28 protein-coding genes are annotated in these 20,979 nt (G+C 50.1%); 22 read left to right on the top strand and 6 right to left on the bottom strand.

Annotated features, from left to right (window positions below):
* The first annotated feature begins 53 nt into the window (after positions 1-53).
* The 3 genes from H7C18_RS13575 (at position 54) to H7C18_RS13565 (ending at position 4,084) form a co-directional block, all read left to right on the top strand.
* A complete protein-coding gene (locus H7C18_RS13575; RefSeq protein WP_185129614.1) occupies positions 54-956 on the top strand; it encodes a carbohydrate ABC transporter permease in 903 nt (300 codons plus the stop codon).
* The gene (locus H7C18_RS13570; RefSeq protein WP_185129613.1) at positions 953-1,795 is read left to right on the top strand and encodes a carbohydrate ABC transporter permease; all 843 of its coding nucleotides are present in this window, start codon (positions 953-955) and stop codon (positions 1,793-1,795) included. The genes H7C18_RS13575 and H7C18_RS13570 overlap by 4 nt, the downstream gene beginning before the upstream one ends.
* 99 nt (positions 1,796-1,894) lie before the next feature.
* Positions 1,895-4,084: an O-antigen ligase family protein gene (locus H7C18_RS13565; protein WP_185129612.1), complete on the top strand. Its 2,190-nt coding sequence runs from the start codon at positions 1,895-1,897 to the stop codon at positions 4,082-4,084.
* A gap of 435 nt (positions 4,085-4,519) precedes the next feature.
* Here H7C18_RS13565 and H7C18_RS13560 read toward each other — a convergent pair whose 3' ends face one another.
* Positions 4,520-4,831, bottom strand: coding sequence for a dehydrogenase (locus tag H7C18_RS13560; RefSeq protein WP_185129611.1), 312 nt, complete (start codon positions 4,829-4,831; stop codon positions 4,520-4,522).
* A gap of 206 nt (positions 4,832-5,037) precedes the next feature.
* Positions 5,038-5,475, bottom strand: a complete 438-nt coding sequence (locus H7C18_RS13555) for a cupredoxin domain-containing protein (protein WP_185129610.1) — start codon at positions 5,473-5,475, stop codon at positions 5,038-5,040.
* Between the two features lie 186 nt (positions 5,476-5,661).
* Between H7C18_RS13555 and uptA the strand changes: the two genes are divergently transcribed.
* The 9 genes from uptA (at position 5,662) to H7C18_RS13510 (ending at position 13,972) form a co-directional block, all read left to right on the top strand.
* The gene (uptA, locus tag H7C18_RS13550; RefSeq protein ID WP_185129714.1) at positions 5,662-6,270 is read left to right on the top strand and encodes an undecaprenyl phosphate transporter UptA; all 609 of its coding nucleotides are present in this window, start codon (positions 5,662-5,664) and stop codon (positions 6,268-6,270) included.
* 355 nt (positions 6,271-6,625) lie between these two features.
* On the top strand, positions 6,626-7,594 hold the full coding sequence (locus H7C18_RS13545) for an ABC transporter permease (protein WP_337913455.1): 969 nt from the start codon (positions 6,626-6,628) through the stop codon (positions 7,592-7,594).
* Between the two features lie 13 nt (positions 7,595-7,607).
* Positions 7,608-8,468: a carbohydrate ABC transporter permease gene (locus H7C18_RS13540; RefSeq protein WP_185129609.1), complete on the top strand. Its 861-nt coding sequence runs from the start codon at positions 7,608-7,610 to the stop codon at positions 8,466-8,468.
* Between the two features lie 97 nt (positions 8,469-8,565).
* Complete coding sequence (locus H7C18_RS13535) at positions 8,566-10,203, top strand: extracellular solute-binding protein (RefSeq protein WP_185129608.1); 1,638 nt, start codon at positions 8,566-8,568, stop codon at positions 10,201-10,203.
* A gap of 271 nt (positions 10,204-10,474) precedes the next feature.
* A complete protein-coding gene (locus tag H7C18_RS13530) occupies positions 10,475-11,173 on the top strand; it encodes a GntR family transcriptional regulator (RefSeq protein ID WP_185129607.1) in 699 nt (232 codons plus the stop codon).
* Positions 11,174-11,480: 307 nt separating this feature from the next.
* A complete protein-coding gene (locus H7C18_RS13525; RefSeq protein WP_185129606.1) occupies positions 11,481-12,047 on the top strand; it encodes a thioredoxin family protein in 567 nt (188 codons plus the stop codon).
* 9 nt (positions 12,048-12,056) lie between these two features.
* Complete coding sequence (locus H7C18_RS13520; RefSeq protein ID WP_185129605.1) at positions 12,057-12,689, top strand: MBL fold metallo-hydrolase; 633 nt, start codon at positions 12,057-12,059, stop codon at positions 12,687-12,689.
* Between the two features lie 150 nt (positions 12,690-12,839).
* Positions 12,840-13,559, top strand: coding sequence for an SAF domain-containing protein (locus tag H7C18_RS13515; RefSeq protein WP_185129604.1), 720 nt, complete (start codon positions 12,840-12,842; stop codon positions 13,557-13,559).
* The gene (locus H7C18_RS13510) at positions 13,556-13,972 is read left to right on the top strand and encodes a CpaE/TadZ family protein (protein ID WP_185129603.1); all 417 of its coding nucleotides are present in this window, start codon (positions 13,556-13,558) and stop codon (positions 13,970-13,972) included. Before H7C18_RS13515 ends, H7C18_RS13510 begins: the two co-directional genes overlap by 4 nt.
* A gap of 1 nt (position 13,973) precedes the next feature.
* On the opposite strand, the gene H7C18_RS13505 is transcribed toward H7C18_RS13510, so the two are convergent.
* From H7C18_RS13505 to H7C18_RS13490, 4 genes are all read right to left on the bottom strand, one after another.
* The gene (locus H7C18_RS13505; protein WP_185129602.1) at positions 13,974-15,398 is read right to left on the bottom strand and encodes a recombinase family protein; all 1,425 of its coding nucleotides are present in this window, start codon (positions 15,396-15,398) and stop codon (positions 13,974-13,976) included.
* Between the two features lie 62 nt (positions 15,399-15,460).
* Positions 15,461-15,955, bottom strand: coding sequence for a hypothetical protein (locus H7C18_RS13500; protein WP_185129601.1), 495 nt, complete (start codon positions 15,953-15,955; stop codon positions 15,461-15,463).
* 208 nt (positions 15,956-16,163) lie between these two features.
* Complete coding sequence (locus H7C18_RS36015; RefSeq protein ID WP_420481860.1) at positions 16,164-16,394, bottom strand: helix-turn-helix transcriptional regulator; 231 nt, start codon at positions 16,392-16,394, stop codon at positions 16,164-16,166.
* 239 nt (positions 16,395-16,633) lie between these two features.
* Positions 16,634-17,026 carry a helix-turn-helix domain-containing protein gene (locus tag H7C18_RS13490; protein WP_185129599.1) on the bottom strand — a complete coding sequence of 131 codons (393 nt, stop codon included), beginning with the start codon at positions 17,024-17,026 and terminating at the stop codon, positions 16,634-16,636.
* Between the two features lie 124 nt (positions 17,027-17,150).
* On the opposite strand from H7C18_RS13490, the gene H7C18_RS13485 reads away from it, so the two are divergent.
* The 10 genes from H7C18_RS13485 to H7C18_RS13440 all read left to right on the top strand — a co-directional run bounded on the left by H7C18_RS13485 (position 17,151) and on the right by H7C18_RS13440 (position 20,897).
* Complete coding sequence (locus H7C18_RS13485; protein ID WP_238357673.1) at positions 17,151-17,372, top strand: helix-turn-helix transcriptional regulator; 222 nt, start codon at positions 17,151-17,153, stop codon at positions 17,370-17,372.
* Between the two features lie 43 nt (positions 17,373-17,415).
* Positions 17,416-18,291, top strand: coding sequence for a DUF3102 domain-containing protein (locus H7C18_RS13480; RefSeq protein ID WP_185129598.1), 876 nt, complete (start codon positions 17,416-17,418; stop codon positions 18,289-18,291).
* 14 nt (positions 18,292-18,305) lie between these two features.
* A complete protein-coding gene (locus H7C18_RS13475) occupies positions 18,306-18,683 on the top strand; it encodes an ORF6C domain-containing protein (protein ID WP_185129597.1) in 378 nt (125 codons plus the stop codon).
* A gap of 26 nt (positions 18,684-18,709) precedes the next feature.
* Positions 18,710-19,027 carry a hypothetical protein gene (locus H7C18_RS13470; RefSeq protein WP_185129596.1) on the top strand — a complete coding sequence of 106 codons (318 nt, stop codon included), beginning with the start codon at positions 18,710-18,712 and terminating at the stop codon, positions 19,025-19,027.
* Between the two features lie 128 nt (positions 19,028-19,155).
* Positions 19,156-19,335: a hypothetical protein gene (locus H7C18_RS13465; protein WP_185129595.1), complete on the top strand. Its 180-nt coding sequence runs from the start codon at positions 19,156-19,158 to the stop codon at positions 19,333-19,335.
* Positions 19,319-19,546, top strand: coding sequence for a hypothetical protein (locus tag H7C18_RS13460; protein WP_185129594.1), 228 nt, complete (start codon positions 19,319-19,321; stop codon positions 19,544-19,546). Before H7C18_RS13465 ends, H7C18_RS13460 begins: the two co-directional genes overlap by 17 nt.
* Positions 19,547-19,637: 91 nt before the next feature.
* Entirely contained in the window at positions 19,638-19,859 is a 222-nt protein-coding gene (locus tag H7C18_RS13455; protein ID WP_185129593.1) for a hypothetical protein, read from the top strand.
* A gap of 48 nt (positions 19,860-19,907) precedes the next feature.
* Complete coding sequence (locus H7C18_RS13450; RefSeq protein WP_337913479.1) at positions 19,908-20,270, top strand: DUF1642 domain-containing protein; 363 nt, start codon at positions 19,908-19,910, stop codon at positions 20,268-20,270.
* Positions 20,249-20,434, top strand: a complete 186-nt coding sequence (locus H7C18_RS13445) for a hypothetical protein (protein WP_185129591.1) — start codon at positions 20,249-20,251, stop codon at positions 20,432-20,434. Before H7C18_RS13450 ends, H7C18_RS13445 begins: the two co-directional genes overlap by 22 nt.
* Positions 20,435-20,654: 220 nt before the next feature.
* On the top strand, positions 20,655-20,897 hold the full coding sequence (locus H7C18_RS13440) for a hypothetical protein (protein ID WP_185129590.1): 243 nt from the start codon (positions 20,655-20,657) through the stop codon (positions 20,895-20,897).
* Positions 20,898-20,979 lie beyond the last annotated feature (82 nt).

Here is a 20,979-nt window from a genome sequence, read left to right as displayed (position 1 = left end):
AACATAAGGTGGATTCGTCCACCTTATGTTTTAAGAGAGAGGTGCAGCATAACTTGATTAGCGCGAAAAAAAAGAAATTCAAATCGGCAATTGAATATGAGATTTTGCTTCTTCCCGCGCTGTTGGGGTTTGCGATTATTTTTCTATATCCCGCAGTGAAATCGATTATTTATAGCTTTACGGACTTTTCGGTATTCAACAGGACCATCAGCTTTATCGGATTGAAGAACTTTATTGACATCTTTCATGATGACAGGCTGACGGCGGCCATTAAAAATTCAACCTTGTACGCCGTTAGTTTTACTGTCCTGCAGTCCGCATTTGCCATTCCGCTGGCCGTTGCGTTGGATTCAAAAATAAAGACCCGCAATATATTAAGAACCGTATACTACATGCCTCATATTTTCAGCGCCTTAATCATCGGATATGTCTGGTCTTTCAATTTTTCAACCAGTTCTTTTGGCCTTATCAACAATACGTTGAAGGACATCGGATTGGGCTTCCTGGCGCAGAATTGGCTCGGAGACCCGCGCATCGCCATTTATTCGTGTATTTTCGTGGCGGTATGGCAGGGAACCGGATATGCCATGATGCTCTATGTAGCCAACTTGCAGAGCATACCGCGCGAAATGTATGAGTCGGCAGTGATTGACGGTGCCAGTCCGTTTCAGTCATTTCGACATATCACGTTCAGTTTTTTGGCTCCTGCCATGACCATTACGACTCTGACCGGCATGATCGGAGGGTTAAAGGTTTATGAGCAAATCGTCGCATTGACAAACGGCGGTCCGGGCTATGCGACGGAGACGTTGACAACGGCTCTCATGTACAGAGGCTTTACGGAGAATCGATACGGCTACGCCTCCGCATTGGCGGTTATTATGATGATTGGCATCATGATCATATCCTTTATACAGCTTCAAATTCTTTCCAAACGCGAGGATAAATTGTTATGAGGATAAGTCATGAAAAATATAAATCGCGCGATTATATCATGGAAATCGTTCTTTGGATCTTATCCCTGATCATCCTGATCCCTTTTTACTATCTGGCGGTAAATACATTCAAGTCTCCGGCGCATGTCACCCATGCTCCAATGGCGCTTCCGGGCGCAGATTTCTCCTTCTCCTCGTATCAAGAGGCATGGAGCAAAATGAACTACCCCAGGGTATTTATCAATAACCTTATTTACACGGGAGCCAGCGTTGTTCTGAACTTGTTCGTATCTTCGATGGCCGCCTACGCTTTGGTGATGAAAAGAACCAGGTTTCATCGATTTATTTATCTGCTGTTTATTTCGTCGATCATGATCCCGTTCCAAATGCTGATCATTCCGTTGATGAGAATGTTCTCGGATTTTCATATGATGAATACTTATCAAGGGGTTATCTTGGTTTATGTATTTACAAATATTTCATTTGTAACCTTTTTGTACTATAGTTTTGTCAAAACGATTCCCCCTCAGCTTGAAGAAGCGGCGAGAATGGATGGCGCAACGGTCATGCAGACCTTCTGGCGCATTTATTTCCCTCTATTGGTCCCGGTTACGGTAACGGCCGGCATTAATTTGGTTATTGGCTTCTGGAACGATTTTTTGGTTCAGGTGCTGTTCATCAGCAAACCGGAAATGCAAAACATTACGAGAGCCGTTTTCTCGAATGTCGGTCAATTTACAACGGATTGGAGCACGCTTTTGCCGATGTTCATGCTCAGTATGCTTCCGCTGATCGTTTTCTTTTTTTTCATGCAAAAGTATATCGTGAAAGGACTCGTCGCCGGCTCGGTTAAAGGTTAACGGGCGAACCGCGATTTTCTATAAGTCGGGGGTCGAATGTGCTATTATTTGGAAGTGGGGGACAAATAATAGGGAAGAACCGATGACCGGAGGAAAATCATGATCGGCTTTTTCAGGCGAATAACGGGCGTTGCGATCGCTTGCGCCATGGCGTTCGTCCTCTGCCTGTCCGCTTATCGCCAAGGCCTTTTTTTCGACCCGGACCTGTACCCGTTTGAACTCGCGCTGATCGGGTGCGCGGCGATCGCGGGACTGGCCGGAGCGCTAGGAGTCGGCTCTCTGCGGGTAAGACCATGGATGCTGGCGCCGCTCGCGGTGGCCGCGGCTTATGCGCTGCAGCTGGCGATTCATCCGGAATCGGTGAAAGGGACGGAGGACCACTTCCTGCGTTGGACCGCCTACGGCTGCTGGACGGTGCTGCTCGGCTTGGCGCTGGCGAGTCCGAAGCGCCGGACGGCAGGCTGGATCGCGTTTCAGGCCGCGGGGGCGTTCGTCGTCCTCGGAGGCTGGGCCGGTTGGGCGGGCTTGCTGCGCTTCCCGGAAGTCATTTTCCGTTCGGACGAATCGGAGCTTGCGTCGACCGGCGCGCGGCTGGCCGGCTTCCTGCAATACCCGAATGCTTACGGGGCGGTCGTCGCCTTCCTGACGCTGGTGCAATGGCAGCTTCTTCGGTCCGGGCGCAAGGGGGCAGCGGCCTATGGGGCGTATGCGCTCGTTCCGTGCCTTTCAGCTCTGATGCTGACGGAATCGCGGGGGGCGATGCTTGCGCTTGCGCTCGGTTTCGTCCTGTCGCTGGCGCTGGGCAAGAGGAGCGATCGGGGAATCGGAATGGCGGTAGCCGGCCTGTCGCTTGCTATCTCCGCCGGCGTTGCCAGCGTCGCTTTCGCCGCCATGCGGTCCGGCTTTCCGGGGCCGAGCCTATGGGCGCTGGCGGCCGGCACGATCGTCGGCGGTCCGGCGCTCCGCGCGCTGTGCCCGCGGAGCGGCGATGCCGGAGACGGCAGCGGCTGGAGACGGAGATCGGGTTGGGAGACCGCCGCCGATCGGATTCGTTCGTTTCCCGGCGGACTCGTCCTGTTGCTGCTGGGGATGGCGGCGGCGTATCTGCTGTTGGCCGGGGGCGGACACATTCCTTCCGATGGGGGAGAATCGCGGCTGAACGGCAACCTGGAGACCGCCGCCTCCCGCCAGATCTACTACGCGGACGCACTGCGGATGTTCCGGGACCGTCCTTGGCTCGGCGCGGGGGGGGAGAGCTGGCGCATGCTCGTCGGCTTGTATCAGACGAGTTCGTACTCCGCCGGGGAGGTTCACAGCGGTTACTTGAATATTTTGATCGATGTCGGTCTGGCCGGCTTGCTGGCGCTTCTGGCGTTCCTCGTAGGATACGCCGCTCGCCTGTGGGGGAGCAGAGCCGTCTCCTGGGGCCCGGCGGCGGTATTGCTTGCCCATGCGGCCGTCGACTTCGACTGGTCGTACGGCTTCGTGTGGCTGCTGCTGCTCGCCTGGCTCGCCTTGCATATGCCCGCGGCGGAAGAAGACGCCGCGGGCGTCCGGCGCCGCCGCTTCGCGTTGGCGCCGCGCCGGGCAGCGCCGCTGTGCGCCGCGCTGCTGCTCGGCTTCGCCGCCGCGGCGCTGCCCGCGGCTTGGCGCAGCGCTTCCGCCGTGCGCGAGTACGATGCCGCGCTGGCGTCGAATTACGCGCGCGAGTCGCATCTGCGCGCGGCGCTGGCCGCGAATCCGGAGTGGACCCGGATTCGCCTCGAGCTCGTCCCTCTCCTGCCGGCGGCGGAGAGGGAGAGCTTGCTGGCGGCGGGGCTGCGGTACGAGCCGCATTCGCCGCCGTTGGAGCTGCAGCTCGGCATGACCGATGTCGAGCTGGGCAAAGCCGCCGCCGCCCGCGGTCATTTTCGCGAAGGCTTGCGGCTCTCGCGCTTCGACCGCGAGGCGCAGAACGCGGCGATCGCGCAGATGGCGTCGCTCGCCGACCGGCTCGCGAACGCCGGAAGGCAGGACGAAGCCCGCGTCGCGGCTGCCGGCGCGGTCGAATTTTACGAGAATTACCGGCAGTTGTACCGTGACGCGTATGCGGGAACCGACAATCCCTGGGACGACAAAGAGCGGGCTCTGTTCGTCGGCGCCAAAGTCAACGCGGCGAGGGCGCTGATTCTGCTGGGCCGCCGGGAAGAAGCCCGGGAGATTCTGCTGGAGGCGAGCGAAGAGAACGCTCCCGACTGGCAGGAGCAGGCGAACGACCTGCTTCGGCAGTTCTCCTCTTCCGGCGGTTAGGCATCGCCGGATGATCCACGGGCGGATAAGGGCCGCGGCAGCTCGAAGAGAGCAACTCGATTCATCACTTGAACGAAATTACCGCGCAGTGGCGCCAAGAGAGCAACCAGCTTACGCACATGATCGGAATATCGGTGAAGTAGCGCCAAGAAAGCAACCAGCTTACGCACATGATCGGAATATCGGAGAAGTAGCGCCAAGAGAGCAACCAGCTTACGCACATGATCGGAATATCGGTGAAGTAGCGCCAAGAGAGCAACCAGATTACTCACCTGATCGGGATATCGGCAAAGTGGCACCAAGAGCGTAAGGAGGTTACACACATGTCACCTAAGCCGAAATCGGACGCCTACCGAGCCTCGTTCATTCATGAAGAAGGGGACTGCCGGCCGGCAGTCCCCTTCTCTCGTAGGTCACCGACCCTGCGCCACCGGCCTAACCCCCGAAGGCCGAGCGGAAGGCTGAGGCTAACGAATCGGAGTCCACGCTCCAAAGTTCGGCGATTTCTCCGCATACTTCTTTTTCCCACCAATCCGCCAGCTTTTTGCGATCGCTGCGATTTTCATGAATCCAGAGCAGGTTGGCGACGACCTTTTTGACGTATTGTTCTTCCGCTTGCTTGACCAGCTCGGCGGGAACGTACTGGCGGAGCCGCTTCACGGTACGGTACAACTCGACGCCGCACGCTCTGCGGATGCTCCGAAGGCTGGGCAGCGGGGCTTCGTGCTTCGGCTGTCCGGTTCTCATCTGTCATCCTCTCCCGCCATACTTTATGCGGGCGCGGAGAAGAGGGTCACAAAGGGAAGTTCGGAATAGGCCCGCCAACCATACCACACCGGCACTCGAAGCGACAATTCGCCGAAAGAAGCGCAACAGTTGAACTGCTAAAGCGTCCTGCCCTCAAACATCGAAAAGCCCCGCCGAAGAGCGGGGCGATTCTGGTAAATGTCAGATTACTGAACGACGAGATAGCCGACCATCGGCGGATCGGTATGCGTCGTGCAGATGATCGGGTAAGTGCCGGCTTGCTTCGGAGTGAATTTGACGATCGTCGTTTTGCCCTTGGCGATTTCGCCGGAAACGCCCAGCCCCTGAATCTCGAAAGGGTGAGACTCCCCATTGACGCCGCTTAACCGCAGTTCGACTTCTACCCCTTTTTGCACGACGATGGTTCCCGGATCGAAACGGTAACCCTCCTGTTGTTTGCCGCTCGAGTCCGTCATGTTGAACTCGACGGTCTTCACTTGCTGGACCTGAGGCCCGCCCCCGATCGGGGCCAAAGCGGGTTTCGACTGCTGCCAGCCGACATATGCACCGACCAATACGACCGCCACCGCCAGAATCAAATACCATTGCAGCCTTCTTTTGCTGATAAAAAAGACTCTGTTCATGGCCTGCTCTCCTCTTAGCGTTTTCTTGTCCATTAAGAATGTATGCCGGGGCCCGTCCGCTCATGACAAGCCTTTTCCGGCAGATTTGCAATCGCGGCGTCCGCCCCCTTATGATAGAATAGGCTTGCCATTCGCAGGGGCCAAATATAGTTACAAAAAAGAACGGGGAGTGGGAGAGCGAGGATGATGGATACGCTGCACGAGTGGCTGAGCCAGCTGTTAAGTTGGATTGAGAGCCTGGGCTATTTCGGAATCATTATCGGGCTCGCGATCGAGGTGATCCCGAGCGAAGTCGTTCTCGCTTACGGCGGGTACCTGGTATCAAAGGGCGATATCAACTTTTGGGTTGCCGTTTTGTGCGGTACGATTGGCGCCATTTTGCAGCAATGGCTGCTGTATGCGATCGGGCGCTACGGCGGGCGGCCTTTTCTGGATAAATTTGGAAAATTTCTGCATTTAAAGCCGAAGCATATCGATCTCGCGGAAAAATGGTTCGACAAATACGGCCCGATCATCGTGTTTACCGGGCGATTCGTTCCGGTCATGCGCCAGGTCGTGTCCATTCCGGCCGGCATCGCGCGGATGAACCTGACCAAATTCACGATTCTGACGGTGGCCGCCTCCCTGCCTTGGTCGATCCTGTTTATCTGGCTTGGCAAGACGCTCGGTTCCCAGTGGGAGAATATCGACGAGAAAGCCGCGCCGTACGTGCAGCCGGCCATACTGATCGCGCTCGCGTTGCTTGTCGTTTACTTCATGTATCAGTTCATTCGCCGCCGCAGCAAGTCGGTTTAAGGAACCGGCTCCTGCACAATCGAACCAGCGCCTGCCGACGAGCGGGCGTTTTGTTTTTCATCGGGCTTCTTCTCTGTTTCTCGTGCTGTTTTTTGCTTATGGCATTGACAATTCTTCCAGTGGATCATTATAATTGAACTAGTCATACAAGTGATCCTAATAATTCTTCTATTACCATGTGAATGTTCGTTGTCCGGAGTACTGCACCTGTAATGCTAGGATTTGAGAAGGTGATGTCTATTATTTTTGCGTTATTATGAATGCGCTGTCATGAATCTGGGAAGCGGCTTTAAATTTGACAGCGCTTTCAGAGAGGGGATGTTGATTTTATTTGAGGAGTAAGGGGTTGTGGCTGATGAAAGCAATGAATAACAGCGCTGCTCTGGAAAAAAGGAAGACCATTGAAAATCCGTTGAAAAGAAAGAAGGGATTCGAGTACTATATCAAGCGCGATTTTTTGCTTTACCTTATGTTGTGTATCCCTGTTGCGTATATCGTGTTATTTAAATATGCCCCTATGTATGGCATACAGATCGCTTTTAAGGACTACAACATCTTCCAGGGAGCCGGCAAGAGTCCGTGGAATGATTTTGCAACTTTTAAGCAAATTTTTTCATCGCTGCAATTCTATCAGGTTGTCAGAAACACATTGGTACTGAACGGTTTGGATTTGATTGTGGGATTTCCGGCGCCGATCCTATTGGCTCTGTTAATCAACGAGTTGATATGGACCAAGTTTAAAAAGGTAAGCCAGACGATCCTGTATCTACCGCATTTTCTTTCCTGGGTTATTATCGGCGGCATTGTTGCCCAGTTGCTTTCGCCCACAGGCATGATAAACTCCTTGATCACCCATATGGGCGGCGAACCGTTGCCATTCCTGACGAACAAATATGCTTGGGTTGCTACTTATGCTTTCATCGGAGTATGGCAGAACGCGGGATGGGGAACGATTTTGTATCTTGCGGCGATGACGGGAATTGACAGGCAATTGTATGAAGCGGCCGATGTAGACGGTTCGGGAAGGTTGGGGAAAATTTGGTATGTTACGTTGCCGGGGATCAGACCGACCATTGTGATTCTTCTGATCCTGCAGCTTGGCAATATAATGGCGATTAACTTCGACCGCCCGTTCAACGTTCAAAACAACCTTGTTATGGATTTTGGCGACGTTATCAGCACCTATGTTTATCGTGTAGGCATTCAATCTGCAAATTTTTCGGTCGGTGCGGCTGTCGGTTTGTTCCAGTCGGTTATATGCTTGATATTCCTGTTAACTTCCAATTTCATATCCCGCAAATTAGGGGATAATGGCATTTGGTAAGGAGGCGCTGTCCATGTCTCTGAGATTAAAAAACAGAATAGTCGACTATTCATTGGCGTTCATTGTTTTAATTGCTGTTTTTGTATGCCTTGCTCCTTTTCTTTATATTCTTTCGCAATCGCTCAGCTCGAATAGGGCAATTGTGTCCCAGGCCGTTACCATCTATCCAATAGACTTCAATATAGAAGCCTATAAGGTTGTTTTCGGGGATTCCGGTATGTTGTACTCGTTGTTCTATACGGTGGTTCTGGCGGTTGTATTTGTGTTCATAGCTCTGACCGTTACCATATTGTCGGCGTACCCGCTGACGAAAAAAAGGTTAAAGGGCAGAAACTTTTTATTGCTCGTCATGCTATTCACCATGTATTTCAGCGGCGGACTGATTCCGGATTATTTGAACGTAAAGAATCTGAATCTTTTGAACACGCCGTGGGCGCTGATTCTTCCGGGAATGATGAGCGTTTACTATATGATCATTCTGAAATCATTCTTCCAGAACCTGCCCGACAGCCTGGAGGAAGCCGCTTATCTCGACGGATGCAACGACCTGCAGATTCTGCTGAAGATCGTGCTGCCTCTTTCCAAGCCGGCGCTTGCCACGATCAGCTTATTGTATGCCGTATTCAGATGGAATTATTTTCAGGATGCTCTCTTCTACATTACAGACCAGGATTTGTACACGATACAGCTTAAACTTTACAACGTGATCAACGTTTCGCAGCAAATGGCCGGGGAGAATATCAATGTCAATCTGCCTTCGGAGGCATTGAAAGCGGCCAGCATCATGTTTGGCACGGTTCCGATTCTTCTGGCCTATCCTTGGCTCCAGAGATACTTTGTATCCGGCATCATGATCGGTTCTGTCAAAGGTTGATATAGATGCGCGAATCGGATGATTTCATCCCGTTCACGAATTTATATAAACAATTGTAAATTTTCCAAGTATCCCATTGAAAAAGGAGTGGTCTTTCTTGAAGACAAAGGCACTCAAATTGACTAGTATCCTCTTGGTAGCGCTAACAATTGCATCGGCACTGGCCGCTTGTCAGAGCAAATCGTCAAACGGTTCGGCAAGCGACACGCCAGGCGGGACAGCAAGCGGGACAACAAACGATACGGCAAGCGCTCCGAAAGAGCATCGAACCCTGACGGTCGAAGTATTCGACCGGGGTAAACCCGGACAGCCGGATTTGAACAATAACTTCTGGACCAAGTATGTCAACGATAACTTCGGGAAGCAGTTCAATGTCACCGTAAACTTCGTTCCGGTTCCCAGAGCCCAGGAAGTGGACAAGCTGAACGTATTGATGGCAGCAGGCCAGGCGCCTGACATTGTCTTCACCTACAACCAGGGCGTGGTTTACAATTATGTACAGCAGGGCGGTTTGGCAGAGCTTGATTCGGTTCTCCAGCAGTACGGAGCTACTCTTACCAACTATCTCGGCGATGATGTGCTTAAGTACGGCAAATTTAATGGCAAGCAGTATGCAATACCGGGCAAGAGGACTGTGCTCGCTGGCGACAATACGTTTATCCGAAAAGACTGGCTCGATAAACTGGGCCTTCCTGTTCCTACTACGCCGGATCAGTTCTATGACACCATGGTTGCCTTCAAGGAGAAGAATCCTGGAAATGTTAGCGGCGTTATTCCTTTTGGATATTCTTTGCAACCTCCGTATCCCGGGCTGGGCTATATACCGGAGGCCTTCAAACCATCCAATCTGACTGAAGAACAGTTTGCCACCTTCCAGGCGCAACCAATCTGGATGTCCAACTGGAATCTTCCGGGATACGACAAAGCTGTTCAGTATATGAACAAGATGTACAATGCAGGCTTGATTAGTCCGAATTTCGCCATTGACAAGGACGGCAAGATGCTCGATGCCGATGTTTCCAATGGCAAAGTCGGGGCGTTCATTACCAACTGGGATGGTCCGTATCGAACGGCTCCCGGAACCTTAACCAACCTTAAGAAGAATGTTCCTGGCGCCGAGCTCATTCCTATCGATCCATGGCAGAATGACGCGGGCAAGCATCCCAAGAACGGATACAGCCCGAATGGCATGTATATCATTATGCCGAAATCAAGCAAGAATGTTGATCTTGCCGTCCAGTACCTCAACTGGATGGCCGATTCCAAGGTAACCCTCTTCCTCCAGAACGGGGAGGAAGGCGTGGACTACAACATGGTGAACGGTGTTCCTAAACAGACAGGAACGACGAATTCGGGCGAGAAGATGATGACGGTTGCCAACAACCTTGACTATGATTTGCTTTCGAACGGCATCGAACTTGGGGATCCGCAGAAGAATGCCGCAGCCATATCTGCCGGGTACCCCGGCTTTGAGAAGGAAGTGGAGAATGCGTTGAAAGTCGGGATGACGGACTATTATTCTCTATATTACTATTCGTCGCCGAATACGGCTGATGCGAAATACAACTCTGCGCTTACGAACCTTTCGGCACAAATGCTTGCGAAGCTAATCGTTTCCAAACCTGCCGATTTGGATAAGTTGTACAAAACATTGGTTCAACAATATATGGATCAGGGGGGCCAGGAGGTTCAAGACGAGTATGTTAAGAATTACAAGGCTCAGAATAGCCAATAATAAGGCTTCTTGCTCAAGGAATGATGGATATGGGCGGCATAGCGGCTAATCGTAAAGCGTACGAGGAATTTTACGAATATCCCCGAATAAGTTCATGCTGAAACGTCAGCCGGTTCCCCGTTTTTCGGGGAACCGGTTCCATTAAATAAGCAGGAGGGAGGATGCTCTTATAACGGGGGTAATGTCGAAGTTCCGACCGGACGGTTCTTTGAACTTTGCCAACGCTTTGTTATACTAGTATTACTTGTGCTGCCGGAGGAGAGACGAAACAATGAACAAAAGGCTGGACGCTGCACGAGATTCGAAAGGGCTGATTCGGGACTACGTCTACGACACCCTCAAAAGGGAAATTATGGAACTGAAGCTGGAGCCAGGCCGCTTCATCTCGGAGAAAGACGTCATCGAGATGCTTCAGGTCAGCAGGACGCCGATTCGCGAATCGCTGGTCAAGCTCTCGCAGGAGGAGCTGATCGAGACGATTCCCCAGAAAGGCTCTTTCATCTCATTGATCGATCTGGAGCTGGTGGAAGAGTCGCGGTTTGTGCGCGAGAATCTGGAGAAGGCAATCGTGAGGCAAGCGTGCCAGCTGCTAAGCTCGGAACAAGTGCTGCAGCTGCAAAATCTGATCTCGCTGCAGGAACTGTGCGTCGAAGAGAAAAACTTCGAGCGGTTGTTCGAATTGGACGAGGAATTTCACAAAACGATCGTCGTCGGCTGCGGCAAGACGAGGACCTGGGGGATGCTGCAGCAACTGAACACGCACTACAACAGGATGCGCTTTCTGCGGCTGGCCGTGAATTACGATTGGGAGATCATCTTGTCGGAGCATCGCGCGATCACCCGCGCCATCAAGGAAAAAGATCCGGACGCTGCGGAGCATGCAATGTCAGAGCATCTGAGCAGAGTCATCTTTGAGAAGGAAGAGCTGCTGCAGAAGTACCCGTCCTTTTTCAAAAGATTATCTAAGTAAGAATAATGGATGTTGGATGAAAGACTGATTCTTTGCATGGACTCAGGATCAGCTTTTTCATTTTTTGGCTCTGTTAAACTTTAGGGTTGATTTTCTTGTTGAAAGCCGCAACGTTCGGCTCTGCGTGCGCAATCCGGTTGCGCTCCTGCGACGAAGCGGTTAAAGCTGCAGCCTGCAAAGGTGGCATCGCCGCAGCCTCGCGTCGCCAAACGTCGCAAGGGCTCCTGCCCGCCCCGCTGCGGCCGCCGGTGGAATCTGCTACAATGGAGGTTGAAGCGAACTAGAACGAGAAAAGAGGGATTTCGCGATGAGCCAGCAAGTAGCGGACAAGCTGAACAAGGGCATTTCGCCGCAGCAGTTCATGGACGGGATGGAGAAAAACAAGGACGCGTTCCGCCAAAATTACGACGATTTCGCTTGGCCGGACGACGAGACGCGCGAGTATTTCGAATCGCTCAACAATCGCGACGATCTGCGCGCCATGATCATTACGGCGGATTGGTGCGGCGACGCGCTTCGCAGCGTACCGATCGCGTTCCGCGCGCTGGAAGCGGGAGGCGTCCCGACGGAAGTGATGATCATCGAGCAGCATTACGACTTGATCGACCGGTTCCTGACGCTGGGCGGCCGTTCCATTCCGATCGTGCTGATCGTCGATACCGGCGGCGCGGTACTGGGCAAATGGGGCCCGCGCCCAAGCCAGGTCCAGGAAGTGATGATCGCCTTCAAAGAGGCCAATCCCGACCGGGAGGCGCCGTCCTACCAAGAGAACCTTTCGGCGGCGCGCGAAGAGATGAAGCGCCGGTACGGCGAGGCGTCGAACTATACGCCGGCCGTTCTGCAGGAGCTTCAAGATCTGATTTCGCGGGTGTAAGGAGAGCGCATGCTGACTTTTCAACGATTCGAGCTCGGCCCGCTTCAGACCAATGCATACGTTCTGGTCGATAAAACCCGGACGAAAGCGGCGGTTATCGACCCCGGCACGCCGGATCCGGCGCTTTTGCGGCGTCTGGAGGGGCTGAAGGTCGAGGCGATCCTGCTCACCCACGCCCATTTCGACCATATCGGGGGCGTTGCGGAGCTTCGCAAGCGCTTCGGGTGCCCGGTATATTTGCACGCGTTGGAAAAGGATTGGCTGACCGATCCGGTCAAGAACGGTTCCGCCCGCTGGTCGGACGTCACGGCCCCCGTCAGCTCGGATCCGCCGGATAGGGGCTGGACGGACGGCCAGAAGCTGGAACTGCTTGGAGAGACGTTCGAGGTGCTCCACACGCCCGGTCATTCCCCAGGCAGCGTCAGCTTGCTTTGCGGCGATCTTTTGTTCGCCGGGGACGCCTTGTTCCGGCGCTCCGTCGGGAGAACCGACCTTCCGGGAGGGGACGGAGCCGCGCTCGCGCGTTCGATCCGGGAGAAGCTGTACGTCCTGCCGGACGAAGTACTCGTCCTGCCGGGACACGGTCCCGAGACGACGATCGGCGAGGAGAAGCGGGACAATCCATACGTCCGTGCCAAATAACGCTTTACACAACCATCCAGATCTGCTAGTATTAACTCTATCGAATCTATTATATATGGCTACGGCTGCGAAGAACGCAGGCGATTGAGAGCTAACGGCTCTCTCGCTTGCGTTTTTTTTTATTTTGATTCCGAAAAAGGAGGCGAGACCGTGAATCGCAGACGGCAGATGGCGATCAGTTTAGCAGCCGCCTTGTTGTCGGGATTGCTCGTCTACGGCATTTATTGGCTGCAGCTCCGGCATATCCGCTTGGAGGAGAAGGTGCCGGTCGTCGTTCCGAAGCAGTTCATCCCGGCGGGGACCGTTCTGGACAAGAGCATGCTGACGACGGCGCTCATTCCGAGAAGTTCGCTGAAGGAGGACATGTTGTCACGGCCGTCCGACGCGGACGGCATGCAGACGTTCGCGCCGCTCGGGACCGGAGAGCCGCTGCTGGACTGGAAGGTGTCCATGTACCCGCTGCTGCCGAAGGAAGGGGAAGAGACGTTTCAGGTTCCCCGCGACTATATCAAGTCGGTGTCCAACGGCATTCGCGCCGGAGACTGGGTCGTCGTTTACTTGTCCTCGGAGGCGGAAGGCTCCCGCAGGCTGTACGCCGAGCCGGTCATCGTCGCCGCCGTCAAGACGGCGGCGAATACGGAGATCGACGACCCGTCCAATCCGAGCGTGCTGTCGATGGCATCCGGCGACAAGGAAAAGATGTACGCTTCGCGCCGGGACGCCAACGGCAACATCGACGCCGTAAACTTGAATCTGACGGAGCGGCAGTGGCTGGAGATGGATGCCGCTTGCAAGGACGGGAACGGGAAACTCGTGATCGCTTTCGCGTCTTCCGCTCCCGGCATGGATGGGAAGGAGGCGGGATCATGAGGCACGAAACGGGAGGCTTGGCCGTGTTCGCGGGTTCGACGCCGAATATCGGCACGTCGGTCGCCGCTTTCGGAACTGCGTTTCGGATCGCCACCGTCACCGGCAAGCGAGTCGGATTTCTGTGCTTGAATTTGAAAAGCGCCAAGACGCATCTCTACTTGGGCATCGATCGGCCGGAGGTAACGCTGGACGGGCTTCGGCCGGAGTTGAAGGCCGGCACGCTGACGGGAGAGAAGCTGCGGGGGTATGCGTTTGCTCCCTCCCGGCTGAACGGAGTACACGTCCTGTTCGGCAATCTGTCGCGCGACCAGGCGGAGTATTACGAGCCGGAGCAGATTGAACGGCTGCTGGCGGCCGCCAGGCAAGCGTTCGATCTGACGATCGCCGAAGTCAGAATCAAATTATGGGGATAATTTATAGAGTGATCGGTGTCGGATAAGTATTAAATGTGATTTCCGGATTCGTGCCTCTAGAGTGAATCTTGATCGAAAGCACGATCTTCCGCAACATGATTTTCTGTTCTTCTTCGCTCCATTCGTCCCAAGCGTCCCCAATTTCCTGGATTAATGATACATCCACAGTTTCAGTTGTGGCCGCAGCTTCGCTATCCTTAAATTCTTCCATGAGTTTTTCCGCAGATTCCTTTTCCTCTTCCAGATCCTTAATCCGTTTCGCAACGGCAGAGGCTTTTACCGCACCGATTTGAATGGCTTCCATTAAGTTTTCGAGTCCTGTTTCCGCCACATTGATCCGCGCCTCAAGTGCCGCAATAATGTCTGAATTGTCCTGCTTATTATCAACACTTTCATTTTTAATATCATCCATATGTGTGGACATGTTCTTAATCATGTTGATAACATAGTCTTCTACCTTCACGCGTTGATGATATCCCATATTACAACTATACGGCTTGAACTTTTGATTTTTACAGCAAATATAGTCTTTGTAATAAAGTCTGCCGTTACTCTTATGCTTATATTGTTTTGTCTCATGGACAACGGACGATCCGCATAGTGCACATCGGCAAAGTCCAGTAAGCAAATATTCGCCGCGCGGCGGAAGTCCGTCGTTCCTGCGCTGTATCTCAACTTGTGATTTTTTCCATGTCTCCGCATCAAGGATCGGTTCGGTTGTGCTTTCGTACATCGTACCAGAATAAAGCATCTTGCCAGCATAAGCAGGACGGCATAGGAGCCGCTTAATGACGCTGGCGTCGAATGTATGGGTTGGGTGCCTCTCCTGAGCCCATTTGCCAAGTTGACTGTAAGATTCGCCATCAAGAAACCGTTCGAATACTTCTCTTACCGTTTCGGCCTCGTCGGGGACCATCTCTAAAAAGTCTCCAGATTCGTGCCATGTGTAGCCAAATGGCGCATGCCCTCCATGCCACTTACCGCCGCGTATACGCTGCAATTTTCCGCCTACCGTACGTTCCACAATCATATCCCGTTCGAGCTGTGCAAAGACCGCCAGAACGCCGATCATCGCCTTTCCCAAAGGCGTACCGGTATTGAACGGTTCTGTTGCCGAAACGAAAGACACGCCGTGCTTTTCGAATACATCTTCCAGCAGATAAAGGACATCTTTTTGCTTCCGCGAAAGCCGGTCAAGCTTCAACACGATAACGGCATCTATTTTCTTTTCCTCGATATGACGAATCATACGACGCATACCTGGCCTATTTAGGTTTGTAGCGGTTTCGCCGTCGTCCATGTAGAAAGTAGAGTCGTCCCATCCCTGAGCCTTACAGTAGGCTTCTAGGCGCTCTCGCTGCATGTCCAGCGAATAGCCTTGAACCTGATCTAATGTACTGACGCGTAAATAACAGGCAACGCGCATGATATCACCTCAATGTCATTGTATAAGGAATGAGAGAAATAAGAAAACCCCCGAGTGGGGGGTTAACGATCCATTTCAATAATGTCTGGATTATCATTTATTTTTTGTTGCATTTCCAAATAATCTCTAGCCGGTTGATTATATTTAAAGTCAATTAAAGCAATTCCTTTGTGATACCACCACATAGACATGAGAGCAAGTATTGGATATAAGATCTGATAAACAATTCCATTGTACGGGTTTTTGAATAAATCATGTACAGATACGCCAAGAAATATAAGTTGTAGCACAGACCAAAGACTTATTGCATAATAGAGAACTTTTACCTTCAAATTATTGATAATTGCAAACTGATCTCTTGGTAATATGAAGTATGCAACGGCAATCGCAAAATAAATTGCAACAAATGTATTAGCTATTAATCCTTCGATTGACCAGAATGTTTCATAAGGTACAATCTTAACGCCCCATCTTACAAAATCAACATTAATCTTCATGATTAAATAGTAGACATAATATCCAATCGGTATTCCAACAATCCAACGTATGCCTCGCATCTAAATACACCTTATACTTTCCCCATCGGCTGGGGGAGTTGCTGTGATTCATTCCGACTATATACGACTAATTTATAGTTCAATTGACATGTTTTCAAGTTTTAATTTTATTCATTATTGAAACCGATATCAAATGAGCCTATTATTAACAGTACACATCATGTAAGATTGTAACGTAGGGACGTTACTTGTGGCCAAGAGTAGTTTCCTACTCCCTGCCTATCCCCGAAACTTTAATTTCGTATAGGTCGTCCAGTTTGCAGTTTAATGCTTCCGCGATGATTGCAGACACCGGAATGGTCATGATCACACGCAAATGAATATATGCAGATATTCTTTGCTTTGATATTCCGGTTTTCTCTGCCAGCCAAACTTGCGACTTTCTCTTACGATAAAGTAATTCGGGGATTCGGCATCGTACAATCTCGGCTGAGATCATGACGAAGCCACCCACATATAATATTTTTTTTACCTCAAAACCCGAACGTATATTCCCATCCATCCAGTCGCATGATATCATGTTTACCATAATGGCAAAAGCGGCTGCATCATGATAAGGGAGCTGAGCGAATGGAGGCTGAGTTAATTGAACTGGCAAGACTGATCATCGAGAAAAAGAATCTGTGCATTTCTGAGTCTGAGCTTGCGAGATTGATTCAGCAAGAAGTTAGAGAATCATTATTTTTTGTTTTTAATGACGTTGGCAAGAGTCGTTAGATAGTTCTCCAAACTTTCCATGATGAGGGGGTCATCAGATAAAGTAACATTTAGTTTTCTTTCTACTCGTTTCACAATTTCATCTATTTTACTTTTAGGGAGCGTAGATTCGCTCTCTTCTTTGTCTTCATCTAAGTATCCAGCAACCTTCATTAGTTCTTCATATGGGTAGTTGTAACCTTTTGAAATAGCCCTCAATGTATCAGGGGTTGGACTAATAGGTGCGTGTGTCCTCGGATCCACTCCTTTTTCGAGAATACTCCAGTAAGTGTAGCTGATTCCCGTTTTATCATTTGCCTTTCTTAACGAATCCTTACCTCTTATTTTCCTTATCAGATCATTTATCTCAGACAATGTTTTTCCTCCTCGTCAACCATACATTACACTATGTTACACAAGAAAAAAACACGGGATACGTTAATCATACTTGACACCTTTGACAACCATGTGCTACTATCCAATCAAGGAGGTGTTACACATGGATAACAAGTTGCGAGAGATTAGATTGGACATTGGAATGCCAATAGCAGAACTAGCAAGACGAGCAAAGACAAGTCGGCAAACCATCCACGCTATTGAAAACAAGTCTCGCAAAAGTATTAGCGGATCGCTTATGTTCAGAATCGCTGATGCACTAAAACGAGACGAACGCGAAATTTTTTTTGATCATCATGTTACACATGTTGAACAGTCAGCATAACAATTTCGACAACTTAATTAAAACACCTTTAAGGATGATGACCATGAGTCAAATTGTGTTATCTGACGATCTGGTTGAAATCACGGCAGAGATCAATAGTTACAAGCAAGTCGCTGGACAAGCTGTATTCGAGATTGGCAAACGGCTTAAGCATGTAAAAGATAACGACCTAGCACATGGACAATGGTACGAATGGCTAAAATCCGTTGATGTTACTCCACAGACAGCAACAAGAATGGTGCAGGCATATGAACAATTCGGAAACCGTACGACGTCGTACGATTTACCAACAGGGAAGATTTTCGAAATGCTATCGCTACCGGAATCGGTTGATCGGCAAGGTTTCATCGAAGAAGCACACACCGTTCCTTCAACCGGTGAACAGAAGACAGTTGATGAAATGACCGTGAAGGAACTGCGAGAGGTAAAGAAAGCACTTCAAGAAGTCGAGCGTGCCAAAGAAGAATCCGATAAGCGAGCAGAACAGGCAAAGCATAGCGCTCACCACTTCGAGAAACTATGGAATCAAGCAAAGAACCAACCACCCATAATTCAGACCAAAACTGTTGCGCCTAGTGATTATGAGGAGTTACGGTCGCAGGCTAACGAGGCTCAACAATTAAGGAATGAAAATGTGAAATTGCAAAGGGGTCTGATCGAACAGAGAGCAGAATACGAGTCGAGATTGTCCAAGGAAGATAAGAATTCATCTATTAATAAAGAACTTCGTAAAGGCTGCAAGGAACTTCTCCAGAATCACGGACTTTATGCAGAAGCAATTATATATTCACTTTCTTTAAGCAACGGAGAAAGAGAAGCGGCGCAAATTATTGAAGCCTTTCAGATGCAGTACAGCCAAGAAGTCCAATCATTTTTTAACAAAATAAAACAAATGACCGCCGTTAGATCGGTCGGATAGAAGGGATGATTTCAATGTCAACAAAATCTTTAGTCGATCATCGTCTAGACAAAATTCTTTCGGCACTTGAAGTAGTAATTCCAGATGTGCAAGACCTCAAGTCCCGTGTCGGAACTCTTGAAATGAACATGGTTTGCGAATCACGCAAGCGCCTAAATTTGAAAAAGAGAGCAGAATCACATGTTACCAAAATCCTTGGCGGGAAGGACTCGGATGCCTACAAAAATGATTACCGCGGAACGATCCGCCATCTATGGATGGACTATTGGCAAGCCTTCGGAGTCACAACTTATCACGACACACCAGCAGTTTTGTATGACAAGGCAATTGAATTCATAGACGAATGGCGTCCGCAATCTATCCGTGGGCTTGAAGATACGAAATCTGCTTAAAAAACAAACGAAGGGATTGATAGAAAATGAAAGAACGCGAATTTTCTTATCAAGAAGGAATAACAGAAGGTCGTTTAATCGAAAATGGATTCTTTGCAATCGGAAAATCAATGTTCGTTTGCAGGACGAATTCTATCCTGTATATCGTCACAAATCCACAAGAGGGAGATTCTAGATTCGAATTAATTGAATTGAATTCAGAACAGCCAGAAAAAGAAATGGAATACACAGCTTTTATTGAGTGGGCTAGGAATGACGATTTTAACTACCCACGGATCGATGTAAAAGGATCAATTCACGACATAATCGAGATCGCAAAAATAGCAAAAGCAAACTTCAAATAAGGAGGCCAACCATGAAACTCAGCACAAGAGACTTACACCCTGACGTACAGAAAGACGTTAACCGACTTCTTGCCATAGCTGCTGAGAGAAAGAGTAAAGCAATGGAGAAACAGAAAGGAGCCTAAACAATGGGCATCAAACTATCCGCTTACTACCACGGACGTTTCGTCCAGATGATCAGAACCGCTGACGGCATCATGGACAAGCTTAAAGCCCTTGAATACTACGAAAAGCATATGGAGGAAGTAGAGGCAGACTTCCTTACAGAAGCTTGGAGAAAGGATGATGACAATGGCAAAGCCAGCTGAACAGCTTCCTAATCACGATCGGTTCGGCTTCCTTCCTTATCGCGAACCAACTGCAAATAATCCTCACAAGTTGGGCGAATGCGGCTGCGGATGCGGTGAAGATGTAACGAACGATTGCGCCTATCTCAAGTGGGACGAGCGTGTATGGGTGGATCGTGGTCACGTGATTCAGTACCTCAAGAAATACGACGACCTGGAGGAGGTAGGCTAAGTGTGGCCATTTAAGAAAAAGAAGAAGCAGAAACCGCCGTTATCGAGTGGGATTTATGTTCCGGAGAATAAAAAGTGATGGAGGATTAACCATGGAAAAAGAAAAAATTGACGAACAGATCAGAGAATTACGGCAACGAGCATTTTCGGTTTGGCAGGATGCCCAAAAGCTAGTTCGAGCAAATGGGCATGATGACATGATTTTCTTTAGATACCCAATAAAATCTCGTGCTATTGAAATGGTGGATAACCTCGAAATCATCGGAAAATTTCTTAAGGAGGCCCAATCCCATGACAACACGCCGACAGCCTAAGCCTAAAGTAAGAAATCCATTCGAAGGGAGTTGCTTGAATTGGAAAAGGTGAAATTGCCGCGTGAAGTGGCGGAAGCAATGGACAAGGTAAAAAAGCATGCTAATCCCGACATTCTGTACGACATCGAGTATATGCAAACCGTTTGTGAAAACAATCGATGGGACGCTCCAAAGCTTCAGCCCATCTACGATTGGTACAGACAGAATAAAAAAGAGTATCTTACTGCCCTGGTCAACGGATACGAAGTAGAACAGACGATGGAGGATATGCTCAAGAAATTCTTCGAAGAAAATGTAAATGATCAATCACAACGATCTCGCGGAGTTTGTATTGGAATCATCAAAACTCTAGATATCCTCGGGAAATTTATCGAAGGAGTGAATGTTGAATGGGACGCGAAGAATACGTAAATTACCTCCGCAATCACGCCAAAATCATCGGTTGGCTCGCTGATGAAATCGAATCGGACAAGACCATTACAACAGCTTGGATGATCGATTGGGAAGTACACCGAGAAGAACAATTTCTGATTGAACCGGCAATCATTCCAGATACGAAGGAGGATGCAGCTTAAATGGATTGGAAAACTAGCATGAATTTCATGCTGTGCTGTGTCGTCGTTCAATTGCTAGTAATCATCGTACTTCTGACCATGATTGTGACGAAGTGACTATGATTCCGACAGATCGCACGTTGTATATCGAACTCGCCAGAATCAGCAAAGACAAACGAGCACGATGGGTCTACTTCCGCAATTTCGTCAGAGTGCTGAACAAAGAGAGGGGCAAAGGGAAATGTTGAGTGAGGAAAAGATTGCGAGAACGACAAGATTGTTATCTTTCTACCTTGATGGCGCTTCACCGGCACTTATCAATGATTTGGATGAAATTTTTACTGAATTAAGAACTCTCCAACAACAGAGCAAACAGATGAAAGAGGCATTGGAACGGGTCGTTGAAGTGAAGTGGGACTACAAAATCGCCGTTCGAATAGCAAAAGACGCTCTCCAATCCCTACAAGGAAGTGACACCAACTGACACAGGAACAAAGAAAAAGAGTCCGCGCCAACGGACCCATTGTGACAATGCTCAAGTCGATTGTACCAAACTAACGGAGGTT

Source organism: Cohnella zeiphila (genome assembly GCF_014212055.1).
Taxonomy (GTDB): Bacteria; Bacillota; Bacilli; order Paenibacillales; family Paenibacillaceae; genus Cohnella; species Cohnella zeiphila.
This window is presented reverse-complemented; position numbering and strand designations above follow the sequence as displayed.

Bases quoted from the DNA above. Each gene is read 5' to 3' on its own strand.
- H7C18_RS13570 (WP_185129613.1), top strand. From the start codon at position 953: ATGAGGATAAGTCATGAAAAATATAAATCGCGCGATTATATCATGGAA.
- H7C18_RS13565 (WP_185129612.1), top strand. From the start codon at position 1,895: ATGATCGGCTTTTTCAGGCGAATAACGGGCGTTGCGATCGCTTGCGCC.
- H7C18_RS13560 (WP_185129611.1), bottom strand. From the start codon at position 4,831: ATGAGAACCGGACAGCCGAAGCACGAAGCCCCGCTGCCCAGCCTTCGG.
- H7C18_RS13555 (WP_185129610.1), bottom strand. From the start codon at position 5,475: ATGAACAGAGTCTTTTTTATCAGCAAAAGAAGGCTGCAATGGTATTTG.
- uptA (WP_185129714.1), top strand. From the start codon at position 5,662: ATGGATACGCTGCACGAGTGGCTGAGCCAGCTGTTAAGTTGGATTGAG.
- H7C18_RS13545 (WP_337913455.1), top strand. From the start codon at position 6,626: ATGAAAGCAATGAATAACAGCGCTGCTCTGGAAAAAAGGAAGACCATT.
- H7C18_RS13540 (WP_185129609.1), top strand. From the start codon at position 7,608: ATGTCTCTGAGATTAAAAAACAGAATAGTCGACTATTCATTGGCGTTC.
- H7C18_RS13530 (WP_185129607.1), top strand. From the start codon at position 10,475: ATGAACAAAAGGCTGGACGCTGCACGAGATTCGAAAGGGCTGATTCGG.
- H7C18_RS13525 (WP_185129606.1), top strand. From the start codon at position 11,481: ATGAGCCAGCAAGTAGCGGACAAGCTGAACAAGGGCATTTCGCCGCAG.
- H7C18_RS13520 (WP_185129605.1), top strand. From the start codon at position 12,057: ATGCTGACTTTTCAACGATTCGAGCTCGGCCCGCTTCAGACCAATGCA.
- H7C18_RS13510 (WP_185129603.1), top strand. From the start codon at position 13,556: ATGAGGCACGAAACGGGAGGCTTGGCCGTGTTCGCGGGTTCGACGCCG.
- H7C18_RS13505 (WP_185129602.1), bottom strand. From the start codon at position 15,398: ATGCGCGTTGCCTGTTATTTACGCGTCAGTACATTAGATCAGGTTCAA.
- H7C18_RS13500 (WP_185129601.1), bottom strand. From the start codon at position 15,955: ATGCGAGGCATACGTTGGATTGTTGGAATACCGATTGGATATTATGTC.
- H7C18_RS36015 (WP_420481860.1), bottom strand. From the start codon at position 16,394: ATGATCTCAGCCGAGATTGTACGATGCCGAATCCCCGAATTACTTTAT.
- H7C18_RS13485 (WP_238357673.1), top strand. From the start codon at position 17,151: ATGGATAACAAGTTGCGAGAGATTAGATTGGACATTGGAATGCCAATA.
- H7C18_RS13480 (WP_185129598.1), top strand. From the start codon at position 17,416: ATGAGTCAAATTGTGTTATCTGACGATCTGGTTGAAATCACGGCAGAG.
- H7C18_RS13475 (WP_185129597.1), top strand. From the start codon at position 18,306: ATGTCAACAAAATCTTTAGTCGATCATCGTCTAGACAAAATTCTTTCG.
- H7C18_RS13470 (WP_185129596.1), top strand. From the start codon at position 18,710: ATGAAAGAACGCGAATTTTCTTATCAAGAAGGAATAACAGAAGGTCGT.
- H7C18_RS13465 (WP_185129595.1), top strand. From the start codon at position 19,156: ATGGGCATCAAACTATCCGCTTACTACCACGGACGTTTCGTCCAGATG.
- H7C18_RS13460 (WP_185129594.1), top strand. From the start codon at position 19,319: ATGGCAAAGCCAGCTGAACAGCTTCCTAATCACGATCGGTTCGGCTTC.
- H7C18_RS13455 (WP_185129593.1), top strand. From the start codon at position 19,638: ATGGAAAAAGAAAAAATTGACGAACAGATCAGAGAATTACGGCAACGA.
- H7C18_RS13445 (WP_185129591.1), top strand. From the start codon at position 20,249: ATGGGACGCGAAGAATACGTAAATTACCTCCGCAATCACGCCAAAATC.
- H7C18_RS13440 (WP_185129590.1), top strand. From the start codon at position 20,655: ATGTTGAGTGAGGAAAAGATTGCGAGAACGACAAGATTGTTATCTTTC.